Raw genomic sequence first — 21,622 nt, 5'->3', positions numbered from 1 at the left:
CCGTCAGAGTGCTCTGACGGGCCGCCGCGCATGTCGGGCCGGTCGGGCGCGGGGTGGTCAGCCGCGCCGCGGGGTGTCGTCGTCCACCCCGACGGCCGTCTGCAGGGCCTCGCGGTAGTCGGCGGCGAGCTGGGACGGGTTCTTGCCCAGCTGGGAGTTGCGGTAGCCGTACAGGAAGTAGATCGCGAACCCGAGCGCGAGCCACACGAGGAACCGGAGCCAGGTCTCGACGTCGAGCTGGAGCATCAGCCACAGGCACAGCACGCCGGAGACGATCGGCAGCACCGGCGACCACGGCACCTTGAAGTGGTCAGCCTTGGCCTCACCGCCGCCGGCCTTGAGCTGACGGCGCCGCAGGATCGGGATGCCGAAGCTCACCAGCACGAAGGCCGACAGGGTGCCGATGTTCACCATGTTGCCGAGCACGTCGACGGAGAAGAAGCAGGTGACGATCACCAGCAGCACGGCGGTGCCGACCTGGATCATCACCGGGGTGCCGCGCTTCTCCGACGTCTTCGACATGCCGCGGGGCAGCAGGCCGTCGCGGCTCATCGCGAACACGATGCGGGTGAGGCCAAGCATGAGCACCATGACCACGGTCGTGAGGCCCACGAGGATGCCGACCGTGATGACCTGCGTGGCCCACGTGGGGGCGTTCTCCTGCAGCTGGAACGCGGTGATGATCGTCGCGGAGGCGCCGCCGTCGGGCGTGGCGTCGCGCAGCTGCTGCGGGGTGGCCATGCCGGAGAGCGCGATCGAGACGGCGATGTAGAGGCCGGTGCAGATCGCGAGGCCGCCGAGGATGCCGCGCGGCACGTTCCGTCGGGGGTTCTTGGTCTCCTCCGCCGCGGTGGCGACGACGTCGAACCCGATGAACGCGAAGAACACGGTCCCCGCGCCCGCGAGGATGCCCATCACGCCGCCCACGGAGAGCTCGGCGCCGGCCATCCAGGAGAAGAGGGTCTGCGTCATCGTGGTGCCGTGCGTCGTGGACTCGCCGAACGACTCCGGGCTCGGCACGAACGGGCTGAGGTTCGACGCGCTGAAGAAGGCGAAGCCGACCACGATGATGAGCAGCACGATCGCGACCTTGATGGCCGTGAGGACGCCGGTGACGCGCGTCGAGAGCTTGGTGCCGACGGCCAGCAGCGTGGCGAGCACGACGATGAGCACCGCGGTGCCCCAGTCGAAGGAGACCCCACCGAGGCTCACCGTGTTGTGGATGCCGGACGCGACACCCTCGGAGTCCACGCCGCCCAGGCCGAACACGTTGAGGAAGTTGTCGAAGTACAGCCCCCACGCCTTCGCGACCACCGACGCGGCGAAGAACATCTCCAGGATGAGGTCCCAGCCGATGATCCAGGCGAGCAGCTCGCCCATCGACGCGTACGAGAACGTGTACGCGGAGCCGGCCACCGGCATGTACGAGGCGAACTCGGCGTAGCACAGCGCCGCCAGGGCGCACACGATCCCGGCGATGACGAACGAGATCACGACCGACGGGCCGGTCTGCGTGGCCGACACCTGCGCGGCCTTCGAGAAGATGCCCGCGCCGATCACCACGGAGATGCCGAGGACGACGAGGTCCCAGGCTCCGAGGGTGCGCTTGAGCTGGCGCTGGGGCTCGTCGGACGCCGCGATCGTGGCTTCGATCGAACGCCTCCGCATGAGCTGCATCGTTGAGGCTCCTTACTGGAGTGGTCTGTACCACCGGGTCTCGGCGGCTGGGAGACCCTACACGACGCTACGACATCGGTGAACGGGGCGTTCAGCGGGAGCGATCCGGGCGTGCCCGCACCACCGGGCGGTCGACGTCGCGCTCCGAGATCCAGGCGTCCACGCGCTCCCACTGCTCGAAGAGCCACAGCTCCCGGCCCTCGAGGTCGGCGGGGAGGTCGCGGACGCGCGTCAGCGTGCCGCCGAGCACGATGGTCTTGTCCATCGGCAGCTCCCGCCAGATGTCCTTCACCGTGACGAGACGGTCCAGCCCGGTGTGCGCGACGACGAGCACGGCGGCGTCGGGCGTGACGGCGTCGAGCGCGGACAGGAACCCGCCCGCGTGCGGCACCATGACGTGCGGCATGCGCTCGGCCCGGTCGGCGAGGGCGTCCTTGCCGCGCGCCCGGAGCGCCGCGATCCGCTTCGCGCGCCGCTTCGGCGTGACGTTGCCGCCCTCCGGGAACAGCACGAGCGCGCCGTCGGGGCCCAGGCCGGCGGAGATCCTGGCGATCGTCTCCGCGGCCCCGGGCTGCCCCGGCCGGCGCCGCGCGACGGGCGTGACGAAGGCCGCCGGCAGGCGGTTCAGGAGGACGTCGATCGCGGGGTCCCACTGCAGCGTGTCCTTGAGGACGATGGCGGGGGTGCGGCGGCCGCGGCCCAGCAGGGTGTCGACGAGGATGAACGAGTCCCCCGGCCCGGCGTGCCGGCTGAGCACGAGGACCGGGACGTCGGGCAGCCGCGCGCCCGCCTCGACCTCGACGACGATGGTCAGCCGCAGCGTCCACCGCACCTGCCAGAAGAGGACGGCCAGCGCGGCCCGTGCCACCGCGACGTGCGCCCGCTGCATCCCGGGCCGGTGCATCGCCAGCCCGAAGCCGGACGCCACCCAGAGCGCGAACAGCACCACCAGGGCGACGGCGTCCCACAGCACGTAGAACGACAGCATCCACAGCAGGCGCAGCACCCGCAGCCGGCCCGGCAGCAGCCACGTCAGCGCGGCGCCGACGACCAGGGCGAGCATGATCGACGTCGGCACCAGCAGCACCGCCAGCAGCACCACGAGCGGTGCCAGCACCACCCGGCGCACCCAGCGGGGCGGGGGCGCGATCACGGCTGCCCCGGTCCGTCGGGCGGCGTCGGCCCCGGCTCCGGCGCGGTGGCGAGGTAGTCCCGCGAGGCGGCGAACGACTGGGCGATGCGCGCCGCGGTGGAGTCCATGCGCCGGAACGCCCCGAGCTTCTCGTCCCCCGGCAGCGCGCCGCCGGTGGGCAGCACGTGCACGGTCGCGACCCGGCGGGCCTCCTCCAGCTCCCGGAAGTACCGGTGCCGCCGGGCGATCTCGAAGCTCACGCGCGCGACGTCGGCCGGCTTGGCCGGTACGGTGAGCGGCTCCTCGACCCGCCCCACCTGCAGCACGTAGACCGTCGTGGCGCCGCGGCGCACGGCCTCGCCCAGCGGGATGGAGTTCACCATGCCGCCGTCGACGTAGTGCTCGCCGCCGATCTCGGTGGGCGGCAGCGCGCCCGGCACCGACGCCGACGCGAGCACGGCCTCGACCAGCGGGCCGGCGTCGAACCAGTGCTCCGACGCCCGCTCGATGCTCGCCGCGGCGACCACGAGCGGCACGGCCAGGTCCTCGAAGGTCGTGCGCTCCCCGAGCGTGCCCGCGATGAGCCGGCGCAGCGCGGCCGGGTCGTACAGGTGGGTGCGCGAGCGGGCGAGGCGCGTGAGCTGCCGGTACCACGGCTCGCCGTACACCTCGTCCGCCGTCGGGGACGCCCAGGCGGCGCCGAGGCGGTCGACGACGGCGATGCTCGGGTCGGCGGCGACCGCGGCGCCGTTGATCGCGCCGATCGACGTGCCGACCACGAGGTCGGGCGCGACCCCGGCCTCGAACAGCGCCTGCAGCATGCCCACCTGGACGGCGCCGCGCACCCCGCCGCCGCCGAGCACGAACGCCACCGTCATGGCCGCGATCGTGCCACGACGTCCTGCCTGCGGCATCAGGTGCGCGGCCCCGACCTGTCAGGGCCACGCGCACGAATACGTGGTCCTGGCCCTGACAGGTGGGCTCAGGCGTGCACGTGCCCGTACCGGTGGCGGGTGCGGCTCACGGCCTGCTCGCGCACGACGGCGAGCAGCTCGCGGCGGCCGCTGGCGACCACGGGGGCGTCGAGCACCGTGACGGTGCCCAGGCGCGTCGCGGCGGCCTCGCGCAGGCCCGGGGCGCGGCCGACCACGCGGACGCGGCCGGTGACGCGGCCCGCGGCGACGGCGGCGGCGAAGTCCGCGTGGGACACGGGCGCCTCGTGGGGCACGCCCCACCCGCTGTCGGTGTCCGGCACGACGACGGCGGGCACGCCGGCACGCTTCGCCGCGGCGAGCACGCGCCGCACCTCGATCGGCAGGGCGCCGTCGCCGACGCGCACGGTGAGGCGGTCGATCGGCCGGTAGCGGAAGGTGTTCTCCTCCACCGTCAGGCCGGACTTGTCGTGCCCGACGCCGATCTCGGTCGCCCACGCGGCGTCGTCCGACGCCTGCGCCGCGGCGAGCCAGCCCTCGGGGTCGTCCGTGCGCGACGGCAGGGTGCCGGCGTCCGCCCACGCGCCCAGCTCGGCCACGTAGTTGGGGCCACCGGCCTTGGCGCCCGGGCCCACGGCCGAGGCCTTCCAGCCGCCGAACGACTGGCGCTGCACGATCGCGCCCGTGATGTGCCGGTTCACGTACACGTTGCCCGCCTCGACGCGGTCGAGCCAGGTGGCGATCTCGTCGTCGTCGAGGGAGTGGATGCCGGCGGTGAGGCCGAAGTCCACCTGGTTCTGCAGGCGGATCGCCTCGTCCAGGTCCTTGGCGGTCATGATGCCGAGCACCGGGCCGAACACCTCGGTGAGGTGGAAGAACGACCCCGGGGCGACGCCGTCGCGCAGGCCGGGCGACCAGAGCCGGTCCGCCTCGATCCCGGCCGCGGCGGCCACGTCGTCCAGGCGGCGCGGGCGCACGAGCCACGACTCCCCCGGCTCGAGCGTCGTGAGCGCGCGCAGCAGCTTGCCCTGCGCGGGCTCGGTCAGCGGGCCCATGACGGTGGACAGCTCGGTGGGCGACCCCACGGCGAGCGACTGCACGGCGTCGACCAGCTGCCGGCGGAACCGCTTGCCGGTCTCGGTGGACGGGTCACCCACGGAGCCGACCAGGATGACCAGCGACGCGGCCGAGCACTTCTGCCCCGCGTGCCCGAAGGCGCTCTTGACCAGGTCGGCGACGGCGAGGTCGAGGTCCGCCGACGGCGTCACGACCAGCGCGTTCTTGCCCGACGTCTCCGCGAGCACGGGGCGCTCGGGCCGCCAGGAGGCGAACAGCTCGGCCGTCTCGATGGACCCGGTGAGGATCACGCGGGCCACGTCCGGGTGCGTCACGAGGTGCTGGCCGAGGTCGCCGTCGGGCACCCGCAGGAACTGCACGACGTCGCGCGCGACGCTCGGGTCCAGCCCGATCTCGGGCGCCACCTCGTCGAGCGCCGCGTGCACGGCCTCGATCGCCAGCTCGTAGCACCGGGGCGTGGTGGGGGCCGGCTTGGCGAGCACGGCCGACCCGGCCGCGAGCGCCGCGAGGGCGCCGCCCGTGGGGATGGCCACGGGGAAGTTCCACGGCGGGGTGACCAGCGTGACCCCGTCGGGCGTGAAGACGGCGCCGTCCACCTGCTCGAGGGCCTCGGCCGACGCGGCGTAGTAGTTGGCGAAGTCGATCGCCTCGCTGACCTCGGGGTCGGCCTCGGCGACGGTCTTGCCCGGCTCGTGCACCATCGCGGCGACGAGGTCGGTGCGGCGGGCCTCGAGCTCGCGGGCGGCGGCCCGCAGCACGCGCGCCCGGTCGGAGGGCGCGACGGCTCCCCACGCCTGCTGCGCGGCGACGGCGCGCGCGACGGCGTCGTCGATCGCCTCGGTCGAGGTGACCTCGGGGGCCTGGACGGGGACGAACCCGGAGTCCGGCCCGACGACGCTGCGGGCCCACGCACGGTGGCCGGCCACGGCCGGGTCGGTGTCGACGGCGTTGCGGAAGGGCTCGGCGCTCGGGCACCCGCCCGCGGTGGGGGCGGTGCCGCCGCCGGCGAAGCGGTCGCGGCGGCGGGGCGCGACGTCCACCGGCTGGTAGTGCACGCCGTCCCGCACCGACGCCCGGAACGCGAGCTCCTGACGCTCCATCGGGGTCGCCCGGACGCCGGCGGACCCGCCGGCGGGCGCGAACGCGGCGTGCAGGAAGTTCTGCTCGGCGGCGTTCTCCTCGAGGCGGCGCACCAGGTAGGAGATCGCGACGTCGAAGTCCTCGTCGCGCACCACCGGCGTGTACAGGACGACGTGGCCGCCGTCCTTGGCCACCTCGTCGCGCACGAGGCGCGCCTCGATGGGGGCCATGCCCTGCAGCATCTCGATGTCGAGCCCCTCGGTGACGCCGCGGCCGCGTGCCAGCAGCACCGCGAGCGCCACGTGGAAGAGGTTGTGCGACGCGACGCCGAGGCGCACGGCCGCGGTGCGGTCGGCGCGCAGGTGGTGGTCGAGGATGCGCACGTAGTTGGCGTCCACGTCCGGCTTGGTGGGGTACGGCGCCTGCGCCCAGTCGTGCAGCTCGGCCTCGACGTGCTCCATCGCCAGGTTCGCGCCCTTGACGAGGCGCACCTTGATGCGCGCGCCGCCGTCGGCCACGCGCTTCTGCGCGAACTCGGTGAGCTCGTCCAGCGCGCCCATCGCGTCGGGCAGGTACGCCTGCAGCACGATGCCGGCCTCGAGGTCGCGGAACTCCTCGCGGTCGAGCACCTGCGTGAAGACCGCGGTGGTCAGCGCGAGGTCCTTGTACTCCTCCATGTCGAGGTTGAGGAAGACGCCGTGGTCGCGCGCGGCCCGGTACAGGGGCAGCAGGTGCTCGACGACGCGCTCGCGCGAGCCGTCCAGGTCCCAGGTGACGAGCTGGGCCGCGACGGACGACACCTTCACGGAGACGTAGTCGACGTCGGGCCGGCGCACCAGGTCGATGGTGCGCTGCAGGCGCGCGGCGGCCTCGTCGTCGCCGAGCACGGCCTCGCCAAGCAGGTTGACGTTGAGCGTGTAGCCCTCGGCGCGGGTCCGGGCGAGGTGCGCGGTGAGGCCCTTGCCGGCGTCGGCCACGAGGTGGCCGACGAGCTGGCGCAGGCGCACGCGCGCGGCCGGCACCACGACGGACGGCAGCACGGGGGCGACGACGGCGCCGACCTTGAACAGGGTGCGGTCGACGGGGCCGAGGAACGTGGCCGAGCCGGCGTCCCGGCCGAGGCGGGCGAGCGCGGTGGCGGCGACGCCGACGTCCTGGGGCCGGGCGACGTCGTCGACGAACCCGACGGCGAGCTCGAGGCCGGCCGGGTCGGAGACGAGCGAGCCGAGCCGCTCGGCGGTGGCGCGCGTCTTCCGGTCCGCACGGGTGGTCGTCCCGCCCTGTCCGGACGAGCCGGAGGCGACGGCGATCCAGTGGTGGGCGAGGGCGACGGCGTCCTCGACCAGGGCTTCGGCGCCCGCGTCGGTGGGGGCGCTGTGCACGGCGGAAGGGGTGGCGCCGCCGCGCGCCGGAACGGAGGTACTCATGTCCCCAGGGTGCGCCCTCCGGGCGGGGCCCGTCTTGTACGATCGGGCGCGCGATGGGCGCAGATTCCGACAACACCGACGGCACCTCGGGCGACGCCCCGGGAGAGCCCGTCGGCGACCCCACCGGCCCGATCCCGGTCGTGGCCCGCGCCGGGACGTCGGCCGACGTGCCCGGCACCGCCGCCCTCATGGCCGCGCTGTCCCCCGTGATGGTGGACCTGATGGACGAGCTGTCCGACGTCATGTTCTGCGCGAAAGACGCCGACGGCCGGTATCTCGCCGTGAACCAGGTGTTCGTGCGCCGCACCAACGAGCGCTCCCGCCGCCAGGTGCTGGGCCGCCGCGCCGTCGACCTCTTCGTGCCCGAGCTGGCCGAGCGCTACGAGGCGCAGGACGCCGAGGTGGTGCGCACGGGCCGTCCGCTGCGCAACGAGCTCGAGCTCATCCGCCGCGTGGGCGGCACGCCGGGCTGGTTCCTCACCGCGAAGCTGCCCGTGCGCGACGCCGCCGGCCGCGTGGTCGGCCTCGTCTCCGTGTCGCAGGACCTGCGCTCGGGCGACGCCGACGACGCGACGATGGACGCGATGGCCCGCCTGGTCGCCGCCGTCGAGCGGCACCTCGACGCCTCCCCCGGCGACCCGCTGACGGTGGCCGACCTGGCGCGGCTGTCGGGCAGCACGCCCGCCGTCCTCGACCGGCGGGTGCGCAAGGTCTTCGGCCTCTCCCCCCGCCAGCTCGTGCTGCGCACGCGGGTGGACCGCGCCGCGCACCTGCTGACGTCCACGACGACGCCGCTCGCCGAGGTCGCGGCGGCCGCCGGCTTCTACGACCAGCCCTCGTTCACGCGCACGTTCGCCCGGCTCACGGGCGAGACGCCGTCGTCATTCCGGCGCCGCGCCCGCGGCAGCTGAGGCCACCCCGCCGCCCGCACCGTAGGTTCGTGCCATGACGACCTCCGCGCCCGCACCCACCGTCACCCTGGCCAACGGCACCGCGATGCCCGCCCTCGGGCTCGGCACGTGGCCGATGGACGACGACGAGGCGGCACGCGCCGTCGCCACCGCGATCGACGGCGGCTACCGGCTCGTCGACACCGCGGAGAACTACGGCAACGAGCGCGGCGTCGGGCGCGGGCTGCGCGACGCGTCCGTGGACCGCTCCGAGCTGTTCGTCACGACCAAGTTCAACAGGCGCTGGCACGGCGTCGACGGGGCGCGGCAGGCGTGCGAGGCGTCGCTCGACCGCCTCGGCCTCGACTACCTGGACCTGCTGCTGATCCACTGGCCGAACCCGGACCAGGACCGCTACGTCGAGGCCTGGCAGGGGCTGCTCGCGCTGCGCGACGAGGGCCTGATCCGCGCCGCCGGCACGTCCAACTTCAAGCCGCACCACCTGCGCCGGCTGGTGGACGAGACCGGCGTCGCCCCCGAGGTGAACCAGATCAACCTCAACCCGTACGCCGCCCGCGCGGACACGGTCGCGTTCCACGCGGAGCACGCGATCGTCACGGAGGCGTGGAGCCCGATCAAGCCGCGCGAGCTCCTCGACGACCCGGTGATCACCGAGATCGCGCGGCGTCACGACCGCAGCCCGGCGCAGGTGGTGCTGCGGTGGATCACGCAGCAGGGCTACGTCACGTGCCCCAAGTCGGCGTCCCCGGAGCGCCAGCGGGAGAACCTCGACGTCTTCGACCTCGAGTTGGACCCCCAGGAGCTGGCGGCGGTCTCGGGGCTCGACCGGGGCGAGAGCCAGGTCACCGACTCGGACGAGTTCGGGCACTGACGGACCGGCGGCGCGTCAGCCGGCGACCGGCGCCAGCGCCTCGACCAGCTGCTGCACGCCGAGCACCACGAACATCAGCGCCACGAGGCCCAGGACGATGTTGGTGAGCGGCTTGTTGCGCCACCGCTGCGGCACCCGCGAGGAGTTCATGAGGATGAGCAGCGTGATCGCCAGGAACGGCATGAACAGCGAGCCGAGCGCGCCGTAGGCGACGACGAGGGCGATGGGCTTGTCGAGCAGGAGCAGCAGCATCGGCGGGAAGGTGAGCCACAGGATGTACGCCTTGTAGTAGCTGCCGCCGGCCTTGCGCCGCGGGTCGTCGGCCGCCAGCCCGCGGGCCGTGGCGACGAAGTCCGCGAACATCAGCGAGACGCCGTTCCACACGCCCAGGACGGACGAGAACGACGACGCCCAGAACCCGATCAGGAACAGCGGCGCCATGAACGACCCGTACCGCTCGGCGAGCACGTCGGCCAGGTCGACCAGGCCGCCCTCGCCGTCGGCGACGGTGATGCCGGACGAGTACAGCAGCTCGGCCCCCACGATCAGCATGGAGACGACGAAGACGCCGGAGATCACGTACGCCATCGCGTTGTCGATCCGCATGACCTTCATCCAGCGCGGTGTGTGCCAGCCCTTCTCCTTGAGCCAGTACCCGTACGCCGCCAGGGTGATGGTGCCGCCGACGCCGCCCGCCAGGCTGAGCGTGTAGAGGATCGAGCCCTCGGGGATGCGCGGCACCAGGCCGCCGACGATCTGGCCGAGGTTGGGCACCGTGAGCACCGCGGAGCCCACGATCGTCACGAACATGACGCCCACGAGCACGGCGATGACGTACTCGAACATCTTGTACCTGCCGAGCCAGACGATGGCCGCGCCGACCAGCCCCATGGCGATCGCGAACCAGATCAGGTCGACCTGCGGGAACAGCGCGACGAGCGGCAGCGCCGAGCTCGACATCGCGGCGGCGCCGTAGCTGAAGCCCCACACCACGATGTAGACGCCGAAGTAGATGCTCGCCCACGCGCCGAGCGACTTCCAGCCGTCGAAGATCGTGCGGTTCGTGGCGAGCGACCACCGGCCCGCGCCCTCCACCAGCACGATCTTGATGATCACGCCGAGGACGGCGGCCCAGAGCAGCGTGTACCCGAACGTGCTGCCCGCGACGAGCGTGGCGACCAGGTCGCCCGCGCCGATGCCCGTGGCCGCGACGACCAGCCCGGGTCCCACGAGGCGCCAGCGGGGACGTTCCACGTCGGAGCCGTGGTCGAGGTCTCGGTCGAGGTCGGGGGGTGTGACGTCCTTGTCAGCCATGTCGCCGGAGGCTACCGGCTCGGCGTCCCTCCCCATCTACGACATGCCGGACATGCCACCGCACGGCCTGCACGATTCCCACAACTCCCGGGCCCCGGCACGCCGGACTCGGCCGGCCGTGTGTGCGACCTGTACAAACGAGGCGCCCGGACTCGTGCGGCACCCGTGCGTGACCCGCCCGGCCGCCCGGCCTAGCGTCGTCGTCATGACCGCAGCCGCCCTTCCGCTCTCCCCCGCCCGCCCGCGCCGCGTCCTCGCCGACCTGCTCCCGGGTGCGCTCGCCCGCGACGCCCTCCTCGTCGTCGCCGTGGCCGCCCTCACCGCGCTGGCCGCGCAGGTCGTGGTCCCGGTGCCCGGGCTGCCGGTGCCGCTCACCGGCCAGACGTTCGCCGTCCTGCTGGGCGCCGCCGCTCTCGGGCCGTGGCGCGGCGCCGCCGCGCAGGCGGTCTACCTCGCGGCGGGCGTCTCCGGCCTGCCGGTGTTCGCCGGCGCGACGGCGGGCTGGGAGTCCGTCGCCGGCGCGTCGGGCGGCTACCTCGTCGGCTTCCTCCTGGCGGGCGTGGTCGTCGGGGCGCTCGCGCGCCGCGGCGCCGACCGCCGCGTGCTGTCCACCGTCGGCACCTACGCGCTCGGCACCCTCGCCGTCTACGCCGTGGGCGTGCCGTGGCTCGCGGTGAGCTCCGGGATGCCCGTGGGCGCCGCGCTGCTCTCCGGTGCCGTCGTCTTCCTGCCCGGCGACGCGCTCAAGGCCGCGCTCGCCGCCGCCCTGCTGCCGACCGCTTGGCGGTTCGTGCGCTGACGCGCCACCCGGCGAGACACCGCCGGTTGCCGGTCGAGCTTGTCGAATCCCCGCCCCCCGGTCTCGACCAGCTCAACCGGCGGCATCGTCGGGTCAACGCTCGGACACGGCTCCGTAAGGCGGCGAGTTTCGCCCGCTGAGGTGCTCGCGGGAGCGACTACGGTGGGCGCCGAGGCCCACCATCCCGGGCCGCGCCACCCCTGCCGGGGCCCCTACCCGGGGCCCTCGGCACCGTGTCCTGGAGGACCCGTGACGACGACGACGTCGATGACCTCGACACCCCTGCCCGACACCCCGGTCGACCACCTGGCCTCCCCGGCCGCACCCGCCCGGACGAGCTCCACGCTCGACACCGCGCACGGCCAGCTCGCCAGCGCCGTGGCCGTGCTCGGCTACGACGAGGGCCAGCACCAGATGCTCGCCACCCCGCGCCGCGAGATCCACGTGGCCGTGCCGCTGCGGCGCGACGACGGCGAGACCGTCCTGTTCCACGGCTTCCGCGTGCAGCACAACATCTCCCGCGGCCCCGGCAAGGGCGGCCTGCGGTACGCGCCCGGTGTCGACATCGACGAGGTGCGCGCGCTGGCCATGTGGATGACGTGGAAGTGCGGCATCGTCGACCTGCCCTACGGCGGCGCCAAGGGCGGCATCGCCATCGACCCGCGCGACTACACGACGGCCGAGCTCGAGCGGGTCACCCGCCGCTACACCTCCGAGATCATGCCGATGATCGGCCCGGACACCGACGTCATGGCGCCCGACATGGGCACCGACGAGCAGACCATGGCCTGGGTCATGGACACGTACTCCGTGAACCGCGGGTACACGATCCCCGCCGTGGTGACCGGCAAGCCGCTCGCCGTGGGCGGCTCCCGCGGACGCGGCACGGCCACCAGTGCCGGCATCGTGCACGTCACGGCCGCCGCGCTCGGTGAGGCCGGCGTGCCGCTGGCCGACGTCACCGTCGCCGTGCAGGGCTTCGGCAAGGTGGGCTCGCACGCCGCGGCGATCTTCGCCGCGCGCGGCGCGACCGTCGTCGCGGTGAGCGACCAGTACGGCGGGCTCCGCAACGACGCAGGCCTCGACGTCCCCCGCCTCCTCGCGCACGTCGCCGCGACCGGCTCCGTCGTCGGTTTCGACGGCGCCGACCCGCTGTCGAACGCCGACCTGCTCGGGCTCGACGTCGACGTCCTCGTCCCGGCCGCCGTCGAGGGCGTGCTCGACGGCGACACCGCCGCGGGCGTCCGGGCGCGCTGGGTGGTCGAGGGCGCCAACGGCCCGACCACCACCGAGGGCGACCGCGTGCTCGCCGCCCGCGGCGTCACGGTCGTGCCGGACGTGCTCGCCAACGCCGGCGGCGTCGTCGTCTCCTACTTCGAGTGGGTGCAGGCCAACCAGACCTACTGGTGGTCCGAGCAGGAGATCGCCGACCGCCTCGAGCACCGCATGACCTCCGCGTACGGCGACGTCTCCGCGCTCGCCAAGCGCGAGGGCCTGTCGCTGCGCGACGCCGCGCTGGTCATCGGCGTGCAGCGCACCGCCGAGGCGCACCGCATCCGGGGGCTGTACCCCTGAGCGCCGACCGGTCGGACGCCGCGCCGCCGACGGACGACCCGGGCTCCGTCAGAGGCCGGGTCGTCACGCGGCTGCGCGCCGCCGGGTGCGTGTTCGCGGAGGACGAGGCGGCGCTGCTGCTCGAGACATCCGCCGACGTCGAGCGCCTCGAGGAGCTCGTCGTGCGACGGGTCGCGGGCGAGCCGCTGGAGCACCTGCTGGGCTGGGTCGCGTTCGCCGGCCACCGCTGGTCGGTGGGGCCGGGCGTCTTCGTGCCCCGGCGCCGCACGGAGCTGATGGTGGTGGCGGCGCTCGCGCTGCCCGCGCCGGCCACGGTGCTCGACCTGTGCTGCGGGTGCGGCGCGGTGGGCGGCGCCGTCCTGCGGGGGCTGCGGGCCGCGGGTGCCGCCCCGGCGCTGCACGCGAGCGACGTCGAGCCGGCCGCCGTCGTGCACGCCCGCCGCAACCTGCTGCCGCTCGGCGCCGCGGTCCACGAGGGGGACCTGCTCGACGCCGTGCCGGGAGACCTGCGCGGCCGCGTCGACCTGCTGCTGTGCAACGCGCCCTACGTGCCGACCGGCGCGATCGCGACCATGCCGCCCGAGGCCCGCGACCACGAGCCCGCCGTCGCGCTCGACGGCGGCGCCGACGGGCTCGACGTCGTGCGCCGCGTGGTGGCCGCCGCCCCGGGCTGGCTCGCGCCGGGCGGGTCGCTCCTGTTCGAGGTCGGCACCGGCCAGGTGCCCGGCGCGACGGCGCTGGTCGAGGCGCACGGCCTGCGCGCGACCGTCGTCACCGACGCAGACCCGGACGCCGACGACGCCACCGGAGGCACCGTCGTCGTCGCCACCCTGAGCGCGAGGTAGCTCAGGCGCGGGGCTGCTTCTCCGCCCAGTCCGCGAGCGTGACGCGCGGGCCGGTGAAGAACGGCACCTCCTCGCGCACGTGGCGGCGGGCCTCGGTGGCGCGCAGGTCGCGCATGAGGTCGACGATGCGGTGCAGCTCGTCGGCCTCGAAGGCCAGCAGCCACTCGTAGTCGCTCAGCGCGAACGTGCTCATCGTGTTGGCGCGCACGTCCTTGTAGCCCGCCGCGGCCATGCCGTGGTCGCGCAGCATCGTGCGGCGCTCGTCGTCCGGCAGCAGGTACCAGTCGTAGGAGCGCACGAACGGGTACACCGAGAGGTAGTCGCGGGGTCGCTCGCCGGCGAGGAACGCGGGCACGTGGCCCTTGTTGAACTCGGCGGCGCGGTGCAGCGCCACGACCGACCACTCCGGCGCGAGCGCCGACCCCAGCCGCGACGCGCGCAGCCGCTGGTAGGCGCCCTGCACGGACTCCACGGACGGGCCGTGCACCCACACCATGAGGTCGGCGTCGGCGCGCAGGCCGGCGACGTCGTACACGCCGCGCACGACGACGTCGCCCTCGGCGCGGGCCGGGTCACGGGCGTCGTCGGGCTGGCCGTCCCACAGCGCGGCCTCGGCCTCGGCGGCGACCTCGGCGCGCTCGGCGTCGGCCGCGGGCAGCGGCTCGGCCGTGGAGAAGACCGCGATCATCGCGTACCGGAGGGACTCGTTGATCGCGGCGGCGTCGACGTCCTCCCCGGTGTCGCCGTGCACGTGGGGGGTGTCGTGGGCGCTGCTGGGCTGGTTCATCGGTGCATGTCCTCCGAGCAGAGTGCGGGGATGCCGCTGGGCTCCTCGTGCCGGCGCAGGCAGCAGTCCGGCGGCGTGACGGACGGGAACGCGGGCAGGGAGCCCACGGTGGCCTGCTCGACGTCCTCGCCGCGGGCCAGGGCCGCGCGCTCGAGGACCAGGTCGACCAGCCCGGACACGAAGACCGCGCGGGTGCCGACCGTGCCGGCGCGCACCGCCGTCATGCCGAGCTCCGCGGCGGTGGCCATGGCCTCGGTGTCGAGGTCGTAGGCCACCTCCATGTGGTCGGAGACGAAGCCGATCGGGGACAGGACGACGTCCTTGAGCCCCTGGCCGGCGCGCTCGGTGAGCAGGTCGTTGACGTCCGGCTCGAGCCACGGCTGCGAGGGCGGGCCGGAGCGCGAGCAGTACGCGAGCTCCCACTCGACGGCGTGCCCGCGCACCTCGGAGACGACGGCCGCGATCACCGCGGCGACGTCCAGGTGCTGCGCGGAGTACGTGGCGTGCCCGACGCCGGACGCCGCCTCCATCGTGTCGGGGATGGAGTGCGTGACGAAGACGACCTTCGCCGCGGCCGGGTCGCCGCCCTTCGCCTCGAGCGCCTCGTACGCCTCGAGCACGGCCTCGGCGTTCGCCGCGACGAAGCCGGGGTGGTTGAAGTAGGAGCGGATCTTGTCGAACTGCACGCCGGTGGAGCCGTCCGGCCCCAGCTGGCCACGCTTCTCCAGCGTCACCGCGAGGTCCTCGCGGTACTGGCGGCAGCCGGAGTACGACGAGTACGCGGAGGTCACCAGAGCGACGGCACGCTTGGCGTCGAGGCGCTCCAGCTCGTCGATCGCGTCGGTGGTGTAGGGCTCCCAGTTGCGGTTGCCCCACACGACGGGCAGGTCGATCCCGCGGTCGGCGAGCTCCGCCTCGAGCGCCGCCTTCAGCGCGAGGTTCTGCTCGTTGATCGGGCTCTTGCCGCCGAAGCCGTAGTAGTGCTCGCCGACCTCCTCGAGCCGCGAGTCGGGGATCCCCTTGCCGGCGGTCACGTTGCGGAGGAACGGCACGACGTCCTCCGGCTTGTTGGGGCCACCGAAGGAGTACAGGAGCAGGGCGTCGTACGGGCCGGCATCGGCCGACTGGGGGGTCAGCGACATGATTGCCATCATGGCACCGGCTCGGGGCCCGGCCCGCCGAGAACGGCCCCTGGCCGACGTGACGTTGAAGGCACGTGTTGTCATCTTGTCGACGGTGCCCCGTGCGTGGGGTGCGTCAGCCCGACGACGGACGGTCGGGGATGTCCGCCTGAGCCAGCCGCAGCCGGTCCAGCACGCCGCGCAACCGCTCGAGCTCGTCCGGCGGCAGCGCCTGCCCGACGTACTCCGCGATGGTGCGCACGTGGGCCAGCCCGGTCTCGCGCTGACGCCGCGCCCCCTCCGGGGTGAGCCGCACCAGGGTGCCGCGGGCGTCGTCGGCGGGCACCGACCGGGCGACGAGGCCGCGCGCCTCGAGCCGCTCGACCATCCGCGACAGCGACGACTGCGCGATCAGCATCCCCTCGTTGAGGTCGCGCAGCCGCAGCTCGCCCCGCGGCGCGCGCGACAGGGTGAACAGGACGTCGTACTCCCGCATCGACAGGTCACGCCAGATGTCGTCGGCCTGGAAGCGGCGCATGAGCGTGACCTGCGCCCGGAACAGCGACTCCCAGGCCTCGGCGGCCAGCCGCACGTCGGTCGGGGTCCGGTGCTCGGGCTGGGGCACGGACGTCGGCGTCGGCTCGGGCGGGGTCACCGTGGCAGTGTGCCGCAGGCCTCCGACGAACGCCCGGCGACATCCCCGCCGGATACCCCGCCCGACCCCCGCCGGCTCGGCTCAGCGGCCGAGGCGCCGTTCCCGCCGGGAGAAGTCGCGCAGGGCGCGCAGGAAGTCCACGCGGCGGAAGTCGGGCCAGTACGCCTCGCAGAAGTAGAGCTCCGAGTGCGCGCTCTGCCACATGAGGAAGCCGCCGACACGCAGCTCTCCCGAAGTGCGGATCACGAGCTCCGGGTCCGGCTGGCCCTTGGTGTACAGGTGGGCGGCGATGTCGTCGACGTCGATCCGCTCGGCCAGCTCCTCGAGGGACGCGCCGGTGGCGGACTCCTGCTTGAGGTACGAGCGCACGGCGTCGGCGATCTCGTGCCGCCCGCCGTAGCCGACGGCGACGTTCACCTGCAGCCCGTGGACGTCCTTCGTCGCCTGCTCGGCCCCGCGCACGGCGCCCGCGAGCTCGCCCGGCAGCAGGTCGAGGCGGCCCACCACGCGCAGCCGCCAGCGCCCCGACTCCGCGAGGTCCTGGACGGCGTCGCGGATGATGTCGAGCAGGTCGGCGAGCTCGGACGCGGGCCGCGCGAGGTTGTCGGTGGACAGCATCCAGAGGGTGACGACCTCGACGCCCAGCTCCTCCGCCCAGCCGAGGAACTCCGCGATCTTGTCCGCCCCGCGCCGGTGCCCGGTGGCCGCGGTCTCGCCGAACGAGCGGGCCCACCGCCGGTTCCCGTCGAGGATGACGCCCACGTGCCGGGGCGTCTGCGCCGTCGGCAGCGAGGCGGCCAGGCGCCGCTCGTACAGGCCGTAGAGCAGGTGGGGCATGCGCACGCGGGACCTCGGAGGTTCGTGCCGGGCCGCGGGCGCGCGACGGCGCGGGCGCCCGGCGGGGGCGGGGACGGACGGAGAGCGGGTCAACGGTACCGCTCCCGCGGACCCGCAGGTCCCGGGCTCGGGCGGCCGCTACGGGACGCCCCGCAACCCCTGCGCACGATCTTCACGGCGTCCGGTCGCCCCAGCCCTGCCGTGTCCCCTACGCTGGCGTAACCTACGGATGCGTAGGTTACGTCCGGAGCAAGGAGATGCACCCGTGGCAGCAGCCGCCCAGCCCAACGGCCGCCCGCGCGACCGGCTCGACGCCCCCGACGTCAAGGGGGTCGCCCGCGAGGCGAAGGACGCGGTGGGCGACGCCGTCCAGACGGTGTCCGCCGCCGCGGCCGACACCGCCGCCCTGATCAAGCCCTTCCTGCGCGGCTGGATCCACGCGGTCACGGCCCCGCTGGCGCTGGCCGCCGCGATCGTGCTCGTCGTCCTCGCCGACACGACCGCCGACAAGGTCGCCTGCGCGATCTTCGGCGTCACCGCCGTCATGCTGTTCGGCACCAGCGCCGTCTACCACCTCGGCACCGGTACCTGGTCGCCCCGCACCGCCGCCGTCCTGCGGCGCCTGGACCACGCCAACATCTTCCTCATCATCGCCGGCACCTACACGCCCCTGGCCGTGATGCTGCTGCCGCGCAGCACCGCCACCGTGCTCCTCGCCGTCGTCTGGGGCGGGGCGATCCTCGGCCTCGTCGGGCGCGTGCTGTGGATGAGCGCCCCACGCTGGCTCTACGTCCCGGTGTACGTGGCGCTGGGCTGCGTCGCGGTCGGCTACATCCCGCAGTTCTCCGCCGCGGGCGGCGCCGCCGTCGCGTGGCTCGTCGCCTCGGGCGGCATCGCGTACATCCTCGGCGCCGTCGTCTACGGCACCAAGTTCCCGAACCCGTCGCCCCGCTGGTTCGGGTTCCACGAGATCTTCCACGTGCTCACCGTGATCGGCTTCGCCTGCCACACCGTGGCGATCTACCTCGCGGCGCTGTAGCGGTCCCCCGGGCCCGACGACGGCGGCTCAGCCCGCCGGCACCACCAGGTAGCGCCGGTTGGCCAGCGACGGGTTCTGCCGGCGCACCTCCGCGAGCGGCTCCGGGTCCAGGTCCACGGTGCGCACCTGCGGGGTCTCGTCCAGCTCGAGGCCGACGACGCCGTCCGGCCCGGCCAGCAGCGAGCGGCCCACGAGCCCGGGGCCGGCCATCCCGACCCCGATCACCACCGCCGTGTTCTCGATCGCCCGCGCGCGCAGCAGCGTGCGCCAGTGGTCCGCCTTGAGCGGACCGTCCACCCACGCCGCCGGGACGACGATGACGTCCGCGCCGGCGTCCACCAGACGGCGCGCCGACTCCGGGAAGCGCAGGTCGTAGCAGGTGACGACGCCGAACGTGAGGTCCCCCAGCCGCAGCACGAGCGGCGGCACGCCGGCCGGGCCCGCCTCGAGGCGGTCGGACTCGCGGGTGCCGAACGCGTCGTACAGGTGCACCTTGCGGTACGCGCCCACGACGGCGCCCGTCGCGTCGACCGCGACGACGGTGTTGAAGGCGCGCGTCGGCGGCCCGGACGACCCCACCGTCGGCGTCGTCCCCGTGATCGCGGGCAGCGACCCCGTGACCGCCGGGAACGCCCCGGTCACCGCCGGGAACGCGCCGCTGACCGCGGGGAACGTGCCGCTCACCGCGGGGTGCTGTCCGGTGCCGGTGGCCGACGCACCGTAGGCGGGCAGCGTGGTGCCGGCCACCACCGCGATGCGGTACCGCGCGGCGTGCTGGCGCAGGGCGGTGACGAACGGCCCGTCGAGCGGCTCCGCGTGCTCGACGCCGACGCCGTGACGGTCGTAGCCGGAGGAGTACTCGGGCAGCACCAGCAGGTCCGCGCCCACGCGGCCGGCGGCGAGGAAGGCCTCGGCGACCGCCTCGCGGTTGGCGTCGTGGTCGTCCGTGATCGCGAGCTGGCCGACCGTGACGCGCACGCTCGTGCTCATCGGCCGGGCTCGTCGTCCGTGCCGTCGCTCCTGCCGCCGCCCGTGCCGCCGTCGCCCGCGCCGCCGTCAGGCGTCGTGCCGGGCATGTCGGGCGCCCCGGGGCGCTGCCCCGGGCCGTGGAGCCCGAAGTGCTTGGGCTCCTCCAGCGGGATGCCCTGCTCCTCGGCGTTGCGCTGCGCGCGACGCAGGTGCCGCGTGAGCGACAGGAAGAGCAGCACGCAGGCCACGGCCACCGCGAACGTCGCGACGAACCCGGCGAGGCCCGGCGTCACCTGGAGCTCGTCGGGACCCTGGGTCGGGCTGGGGCTCGGGCTCGGGGCGGCGGCGAGCAGGGTCGCCCAGGCGGCGCTCATCGGTCGCCCTCGCGCAGGCCGGCGAACAGGTCGTCCTCGGGCAGCGACGTCGGCACCCGCGAGTCGGCGAGCTCGTACTCCTCGGTGGGCCACACGTCGGCCTCGAGGTCGCGCGGCACGGCGAAGAAGAAGCCCGCCGGGTCGATCTGCGACGCGTGCGCCACGAGGGCCGCGTCGCGCTGGGCGAAGAAGTCCGCGACGGCGACGTGCGTGGTCGCCTCACGCTCAGGGATCTCGCGCGCCGCGCGCGACTCGATCCACTCGCCGAAGGGCGACTCCAGGCCGGCGCCCTGCATCGCCTCGTGCACGGCGCGCATGCGCGCCATCGAGAAGCCGTGGTTGTAGTAGAGCTTGAGCGGCTCCCAGGGCGCCGCGCCACCCTCGACGACGTACCGGGACGGGTCGCCCGCCGCGTGGTACGCCTCGAACGCCACCTCGTGGCACTTGATGTGGTCGGGGTGCGGGTAGCCGCCCGACGGGTCGTAGGTGGTCATGACGTGCGGGCGGAACTCGCGCACGAGCTGCACGAGCGGCGCGGCCGCCTCCTCGAGCGGCACCAGGCCGAACGACCCCTCGGGCAGCGGCGGCAGCGGGTCACCCTCCGGGAGCCCGGAGTCCACGAAGCCGAGCCAGGTCTGCCGCACGCCGAGCGCGTCGGCCGCGGCCGCCATCTCGAGGCGGCGCACCGCCAGACGCCCCTCGAGGGTGTCGAACTCGTGCCCCTCGGGCACCTGGAAGCTCGGGTTGAGGACGTCGCCCCGCTCGCCGCCCGTGCAGGTCACGACGAGCACCTCCACCCCCTCGGCGGCGTACCGCGCGGTGGTCGCGGCCCCCTTGCTGGACTCGTCGTCCGGGTGCGCGTGCACCGCCATCAGACGCAGGGGCTCGGATCGCGGGGTGGGCGGCACGGAGGAGGCGGAGGACAAGGTCCCTCCCGGGGTGACGGGTCGGCAGCGGGTTCAGGGACAATGGTGCACCATGAGCGAGCCCGTCAGCCCCACTCCCCCCGCCGACCGGTACGGCACGTCGCGTGCTGGACAGGACGGCCGGCAGGAAGGCCGGCGCCCGCTCGGCACGGGGGCCAAGGTGGCGATCGGCGCCGCCCTCGCGGCGGCCGTCGGGGTGGCCGCCTGGTTCTCCGTCGAGCAGACCCGTCGCGACCCGGTGACGGTGGAGATGGTGGGCTTCGACGTCCGCGACGCCGAGCAGGTGGACGTCACGTTCCAGGTGCACATGCCGCCCGGCACGACGGCGGTCTGCGAGGTGGAGGCGCTCGCGCAGAGCTACGCCCAGGTCGGCACCCTCGAGGTGCCCGTCGGGCCCGCCGAGCAGCAGACCTCGACGTACTCGGTGACGGTCCGCACGTCCGAGGAGGCCACCACCGCGGTCGTCGAGTCCTGCGACGTCCCCGACGCCTCCTGACACCGCCCGCGACCGAACACACCCTGTTCGCCCAGGGCAGAGACCTGGGTTCTGGCGCTTCCCCGGGCTATCCTGAGGGATTCACACGCAGTCCTGCCCCAGCCGACGCGCGTGCCGACGCCCGTCGGTCGCCCGCGCACGGCCGAAACAGGCCATCGAGCACCACGAAAGGAGAGCCCTCGTGACCGAGAGCACTGTCACCTGGCTCACCCAGGAGGCTCACGACCGGCTGCAGGCCGAGCTGGAGCACCTCTCCGGCCCCGCCCGCACCGAGATCGCCGAGCGCATCGCCGCCGCCCGCGACGAGGGCGACCTCAAGGAGAACGGCGGCTACCACGCCGCCCGCGAGGAGCAGGCGAAGAACGAGGCCCGCATCCGCGAGCTCACCGAGAAGCTGCGGCACGTGCAGATCGGCACGCCCGCGGACGACGGCGTCGTGGAGGCCGGCATGGTCGTCACCGCGGTCGTCGCCGGGGACGAGATGACGTTCCTGCTCGGCTCCCGCGAGATCGCCGACACGACGGACCTCGACGTGTACTCGCCGACGTCGCCGCTCGGCGCCGCGATCGACGGGCACCGCATCGGCGAGAAGGTGGCCTACACCGCGCCGAACGGTCGCGAGATCCCCGTCGAGATCCTCAAGGCCACGCCCTTCGCGGGCTGACCTCCCCCGGGCCAGGCCCGGCACCGACGCATGCCGTGGGCGTGCCCCTCCCCCCGGGCACCCCCCAACTCGTTGCCCGCCCCCCCCCCCCCCCCCATAAACCCCCACCTCACA

At 74.2% G+C, this 21,622-nt stretch carries 20 protein-coding genes; 8 read left to right on the top strand and 12 right to left on the bottom strand.

The genetic code is table 11. From position 1 onward, the window contains the following. Window positions 1-57: 57 nt before the first annotated feature. The 4 genes from ACFUVW_RS09270 to ACFUVW_RS09255 form a co-directional block, all read right to left on the bottom strand. Window positions 58-1,677 carry an APC family permease gene (locus tag ACFUVW_RS09270; RefSeq protein ID WP_430571038.1) on the bottom strand — a complete coding sequence of 540 codons (1,620 nt, stop codon included), beginning with the start codon at window positions 1,675-1,677 and terminating at the stop codon, window positions 58-60. Between the two features lie 91 nt (window positions 1,678-1,768). Beyond that, window positions 1,769-2,830 (bottom strand): 1-acyl-sn-glycerol-3-phosphate acyltransferase, encoded by a 1,062-nt coding sequence (locus ACFUVW_RS09265; RefSeq protein WP_430571037.1) that lies wholly within the window; start codon window positions 2,828-2,830, stop codon window positions 1,769-1,771. Further along, complete coding sequence (locus tag ACFUVW_RS09260; RefSeq protein ID WP_430571036.1) at window positions 2,827-3,687, bottom strand: patatin-like phospholipase family protein; 861 nt, start codon at window positions 3,685-3,687, stop codon at window positions 2,827-2,829. The genes ACFUVW_RS09265 and ACFUVW_RS09260 overlap by 4 nt, the downstream gene beginning before the upstream one ends. Before the next feature lie 104 nt (window positions 3,688-3,791). Beyond that, the gene (locus ACFUVW_RS09255) at window positions 3,792-7,325 is read right to left on the bottom strand and encodes a proline dehydrogenase family protein (RefSeq protein ID WP_430571035.1); all 3,534 of its coding nucleotides are present in this window, start codon (window positions 7,323-7,325) and stop codon (window positions 3,792-3,794) included. 53 nt (window positions 7,326-7,378) lie between these two features. Between ACFUVW_RS09255 and ACFUVW_RS09250 the strand changes: the two genes are divergently transcribed. Together ACFUVW_RS09250 and ACFUVW_RS09245 are read left to right on the top strand one after the other, a co-directional pair. Then, entirely contained in the window at window positions 7,379-8,236 is an 858-nt protein-coding gene (locus ACFUVW_RS09250; RefSeq protein WP_430571034.1) for a helix-turn-helix domain-containing protein, read from the top strand. 34 nt (window positions 8,237-8,270) lie between these two features. Continuing rightward, on the top strand, window positions 8,271-9,107 hold the full coding sequence (locus tag ACFUVW_RS09245) for an aldo/keto reductase (RefSeq protein ID WP_430571033.1): 837 nt from the start codon (window positions 8,271-8,273) through the stop codon (window positions 9,105-9,107). A 15-nt stretch (window positions 9,108-9,122) separates the two neighbouring features. Here ACFUVW_RS09245 and ACFUVW_RS09240 read toward each other — a convergent pair whose 3' ends face one another. Next, the gene (locus tag ACFUVW_RS09240) at window positions 9,123-10,421 is read right to left on the bottom strand and encodes an Nramp family divalent metal transporter (protein WP_430571032.1); all 1,299 of its coding nucleotides are present in this window, start codon (window positions 10,419-10,421) and stop codon (window positions 9,123-9,125) included. 205 nt (window positions 10,422-10,626) lie between these two features. Between ACFUVW_RS09240 and ACFUVW_RS09235 the strand changes: the two genes are divergently transcribed. From ACFUVW_RS09235 to ACFUVW_RS09225, 3 genes are all read left to right on the top strand, one after another. Further along, window positions 10,627-11,220, top strand: coding sequence for a biotin transporter BioY (locus ACFUVW_RS09235; RefSeq protein WP_430571031.1), 594 nt, complete (start codon window positions 10,627-10,629; stop codon window positions 11,218-11,220). 267 nt (window positions 11,221-11,487) lie between these two features. Further along, the gene (locus ACFUVW_RS09230; protein WP_430571030.1) at window positions 11,488-12,795 is read left to right on the top strand and encodes a Glu/Leu/Phe/Val dehydrogenase; all 1,308 of its coding nucleotides are present in this window, start codon (window positions 11,488-11,490) and stop codon (window positions 12,793-12,795) included. A gap of 71 nt (window positions 12,796-12,866) precedes the next feature. Further along, entirely contained in the window at window positions 12,867-13,640 is a 774-nt protein-coding gene (locus ACFUVW_RS09225) for a putative protein N(5)-glutamine methyltransferase (RefSeq protein WP_430571039.1), read from the top strand. A 1-nt stretch (window position 13,641) separates the two neighbouring features. Here ACFUVW_RS09225 and hemQ read toward each other — a convergent pair whose 3' ends face one another. The 4 genes from hemQ to ACFUVW_RS09205 form a co-directional block, all read right to left on the bottom strand. Further along, window positions 13,642-14,427 (bottom strand): hydrogen peroxide-dependent heme synthase, encoded by a 786-nt coding sequence (hemQ, locus tag ACFUVW_RS09220; RefSeq protein WP_430571029.1) that lies wholly within the window; start codon window positions 14,425-14,427, stop codon window positions 13,642-13,644. Continuing rightward, on the bottom strand, window positions 14,424-15,569 hold the full coding sequence (locus ACFUVW_RS09215; RefSeq protein WP_430571028.1) for a ferrochelatase: 1,146 nt from the start codon (window positions 15,567-15,569) through the stop codon (window positions 14,424-14,426). Before ACFUVW_RS09215 ends, hemQ begins: the two co-directional genes overlap by 4 nt. A 115-nt stretch (window positions 15,570-15,684) precedes the next feature. Next, entirely contained in the window at window positions 15,685-16,203 is a 519-nt protein-coding gene (locus tag ACFUVW_RS09210; RefSeq protein WP_430571027.1) for a MarR family winged helix-turn-helix transcriptional regulator, read from the bottom strand. A gap of 81 nt (window positions 16,204-16,284) precedes the next feature. Continuing rightward, a complete protein-coding gene (locus ACFUVW_RS09205) occupies window positions 16,285-17,046 on the bottom strand; it encodes an isoprenyl transferase (protein WP_430571026.1) in 762 nt (253 codons plus the stop codon). Between the two features lie 259 nt (window positions 17,047-17,305). Between ACFUVW_RS09205 and ACFUVW_RS09200 the strand changes: the two genes are divergently transcribed. Next, window positions 17,306-18,079, top strand: coding sequence for a hemolysin III family protein (locus ACFUVW_RS09200; protein ID WP_430571025.1), 774 nt, complete (start codon window positions 17,306-17,308; stop codon window positions 18,077-18,079). 27 nt (window positions 18,080-18,106) lie between these two features. Here ACFUVW_RS09200 and ACFUVW_RS09195 read toward each other — a convergent pair whose 3' ends face one another. From ACFUVW_RS09195 to mca, 3 genes are read right to left on the bottom strand one after another with little or no spacing between them, the layout of a single operon-like run. Then, window positions 18,107-19,069, bottom strand: a complete 963-nt coding sequence (locus tag ACFUVW_RS09195) for a carbon-nitrogen hydrolase family protein (protein ID WP_430571024.1) — start codon at window positions 19,067-19,069, stop codon at window positions 18,107-18,109. Beyond that, window positions 19,066-19,422 (bottom strand): hypothetical protein, encoded by a 357-nt coding sequence (locus ACFUVW_RS09190; RefSeq protein WP_430571023.1) that lies wholly within the window; start codon window positions 19,420-19,422, stop codon window positions 19,066-19,068. The genes ACFUVW_RS09195 and ACFUVW_RS09190 overlap by 4 nt, the downstream gene beginning before the upstream one ends. Continuing rightward, a complete protein-coding gene (mca, locus tag ACFUVW_RS09185; RefSeq protein WP_430571022.1) occupies window positions 19,419-20,294 on the bottom strand; it encodes a mycothiol conjugate amidase Mca in 876 nt (291 codons plus the stop codon). Before mca ends, ACFUVW_RS09190 begins: the two co-directional genes overlap by 4 nt. A gap of 106 nt (window positions 20,295-20,400) precedes the next feature. Here mca and ACFUVW_RS09180 point away from each other — a divergent pair, with 106 nt between their 5' ends. Both ACFUVW_RS09180 and greA read left to right on the top strand, forming a co-directional pair. Next, the gene (locus ACFUVW_RS09180) at window positions 20,401-20,844 is read left to right on the top strand and encodes a DUF4307 domain-containing protein (protein ID WP_430571021.1); all 444 of its coding nucleotides are present in this window, start codon (window positions 20,401-20,403) and stop codon (window positions 20,842-20,844) included. A gap of 181 nt (window positions 20,845-21,025) precedes the next feature. Then, window positions 21,026-21,508: a transcription elongation factor GreA gene (gene greA, locus ACFUVW_RS09175; RefSeq protein ID WP_430567715.1), complete on the top strand. Its 483-nt coding sequence runs from the start codon at window positions 21,026-21,028 to the stop codon at window positions 21,506-21,508. Window positions 21,509-21,622 lie beyond the last annotated feature (114 nt).

The sequence above is a fragment of the Isoptericola sp. NPDC057391 genome (genome assembly GCF_042668085.1).
GTDB lineage: Bacteria > Actinomycetota > Actinomycetes > Actinomycetales > Cellulomonadaceae > Isoptericola.
The sequence above is the reverse complement of the archived record's forward strand: the minus strand, read 5'-3'. Positions and strand labels throughout refer to the sequence as shown.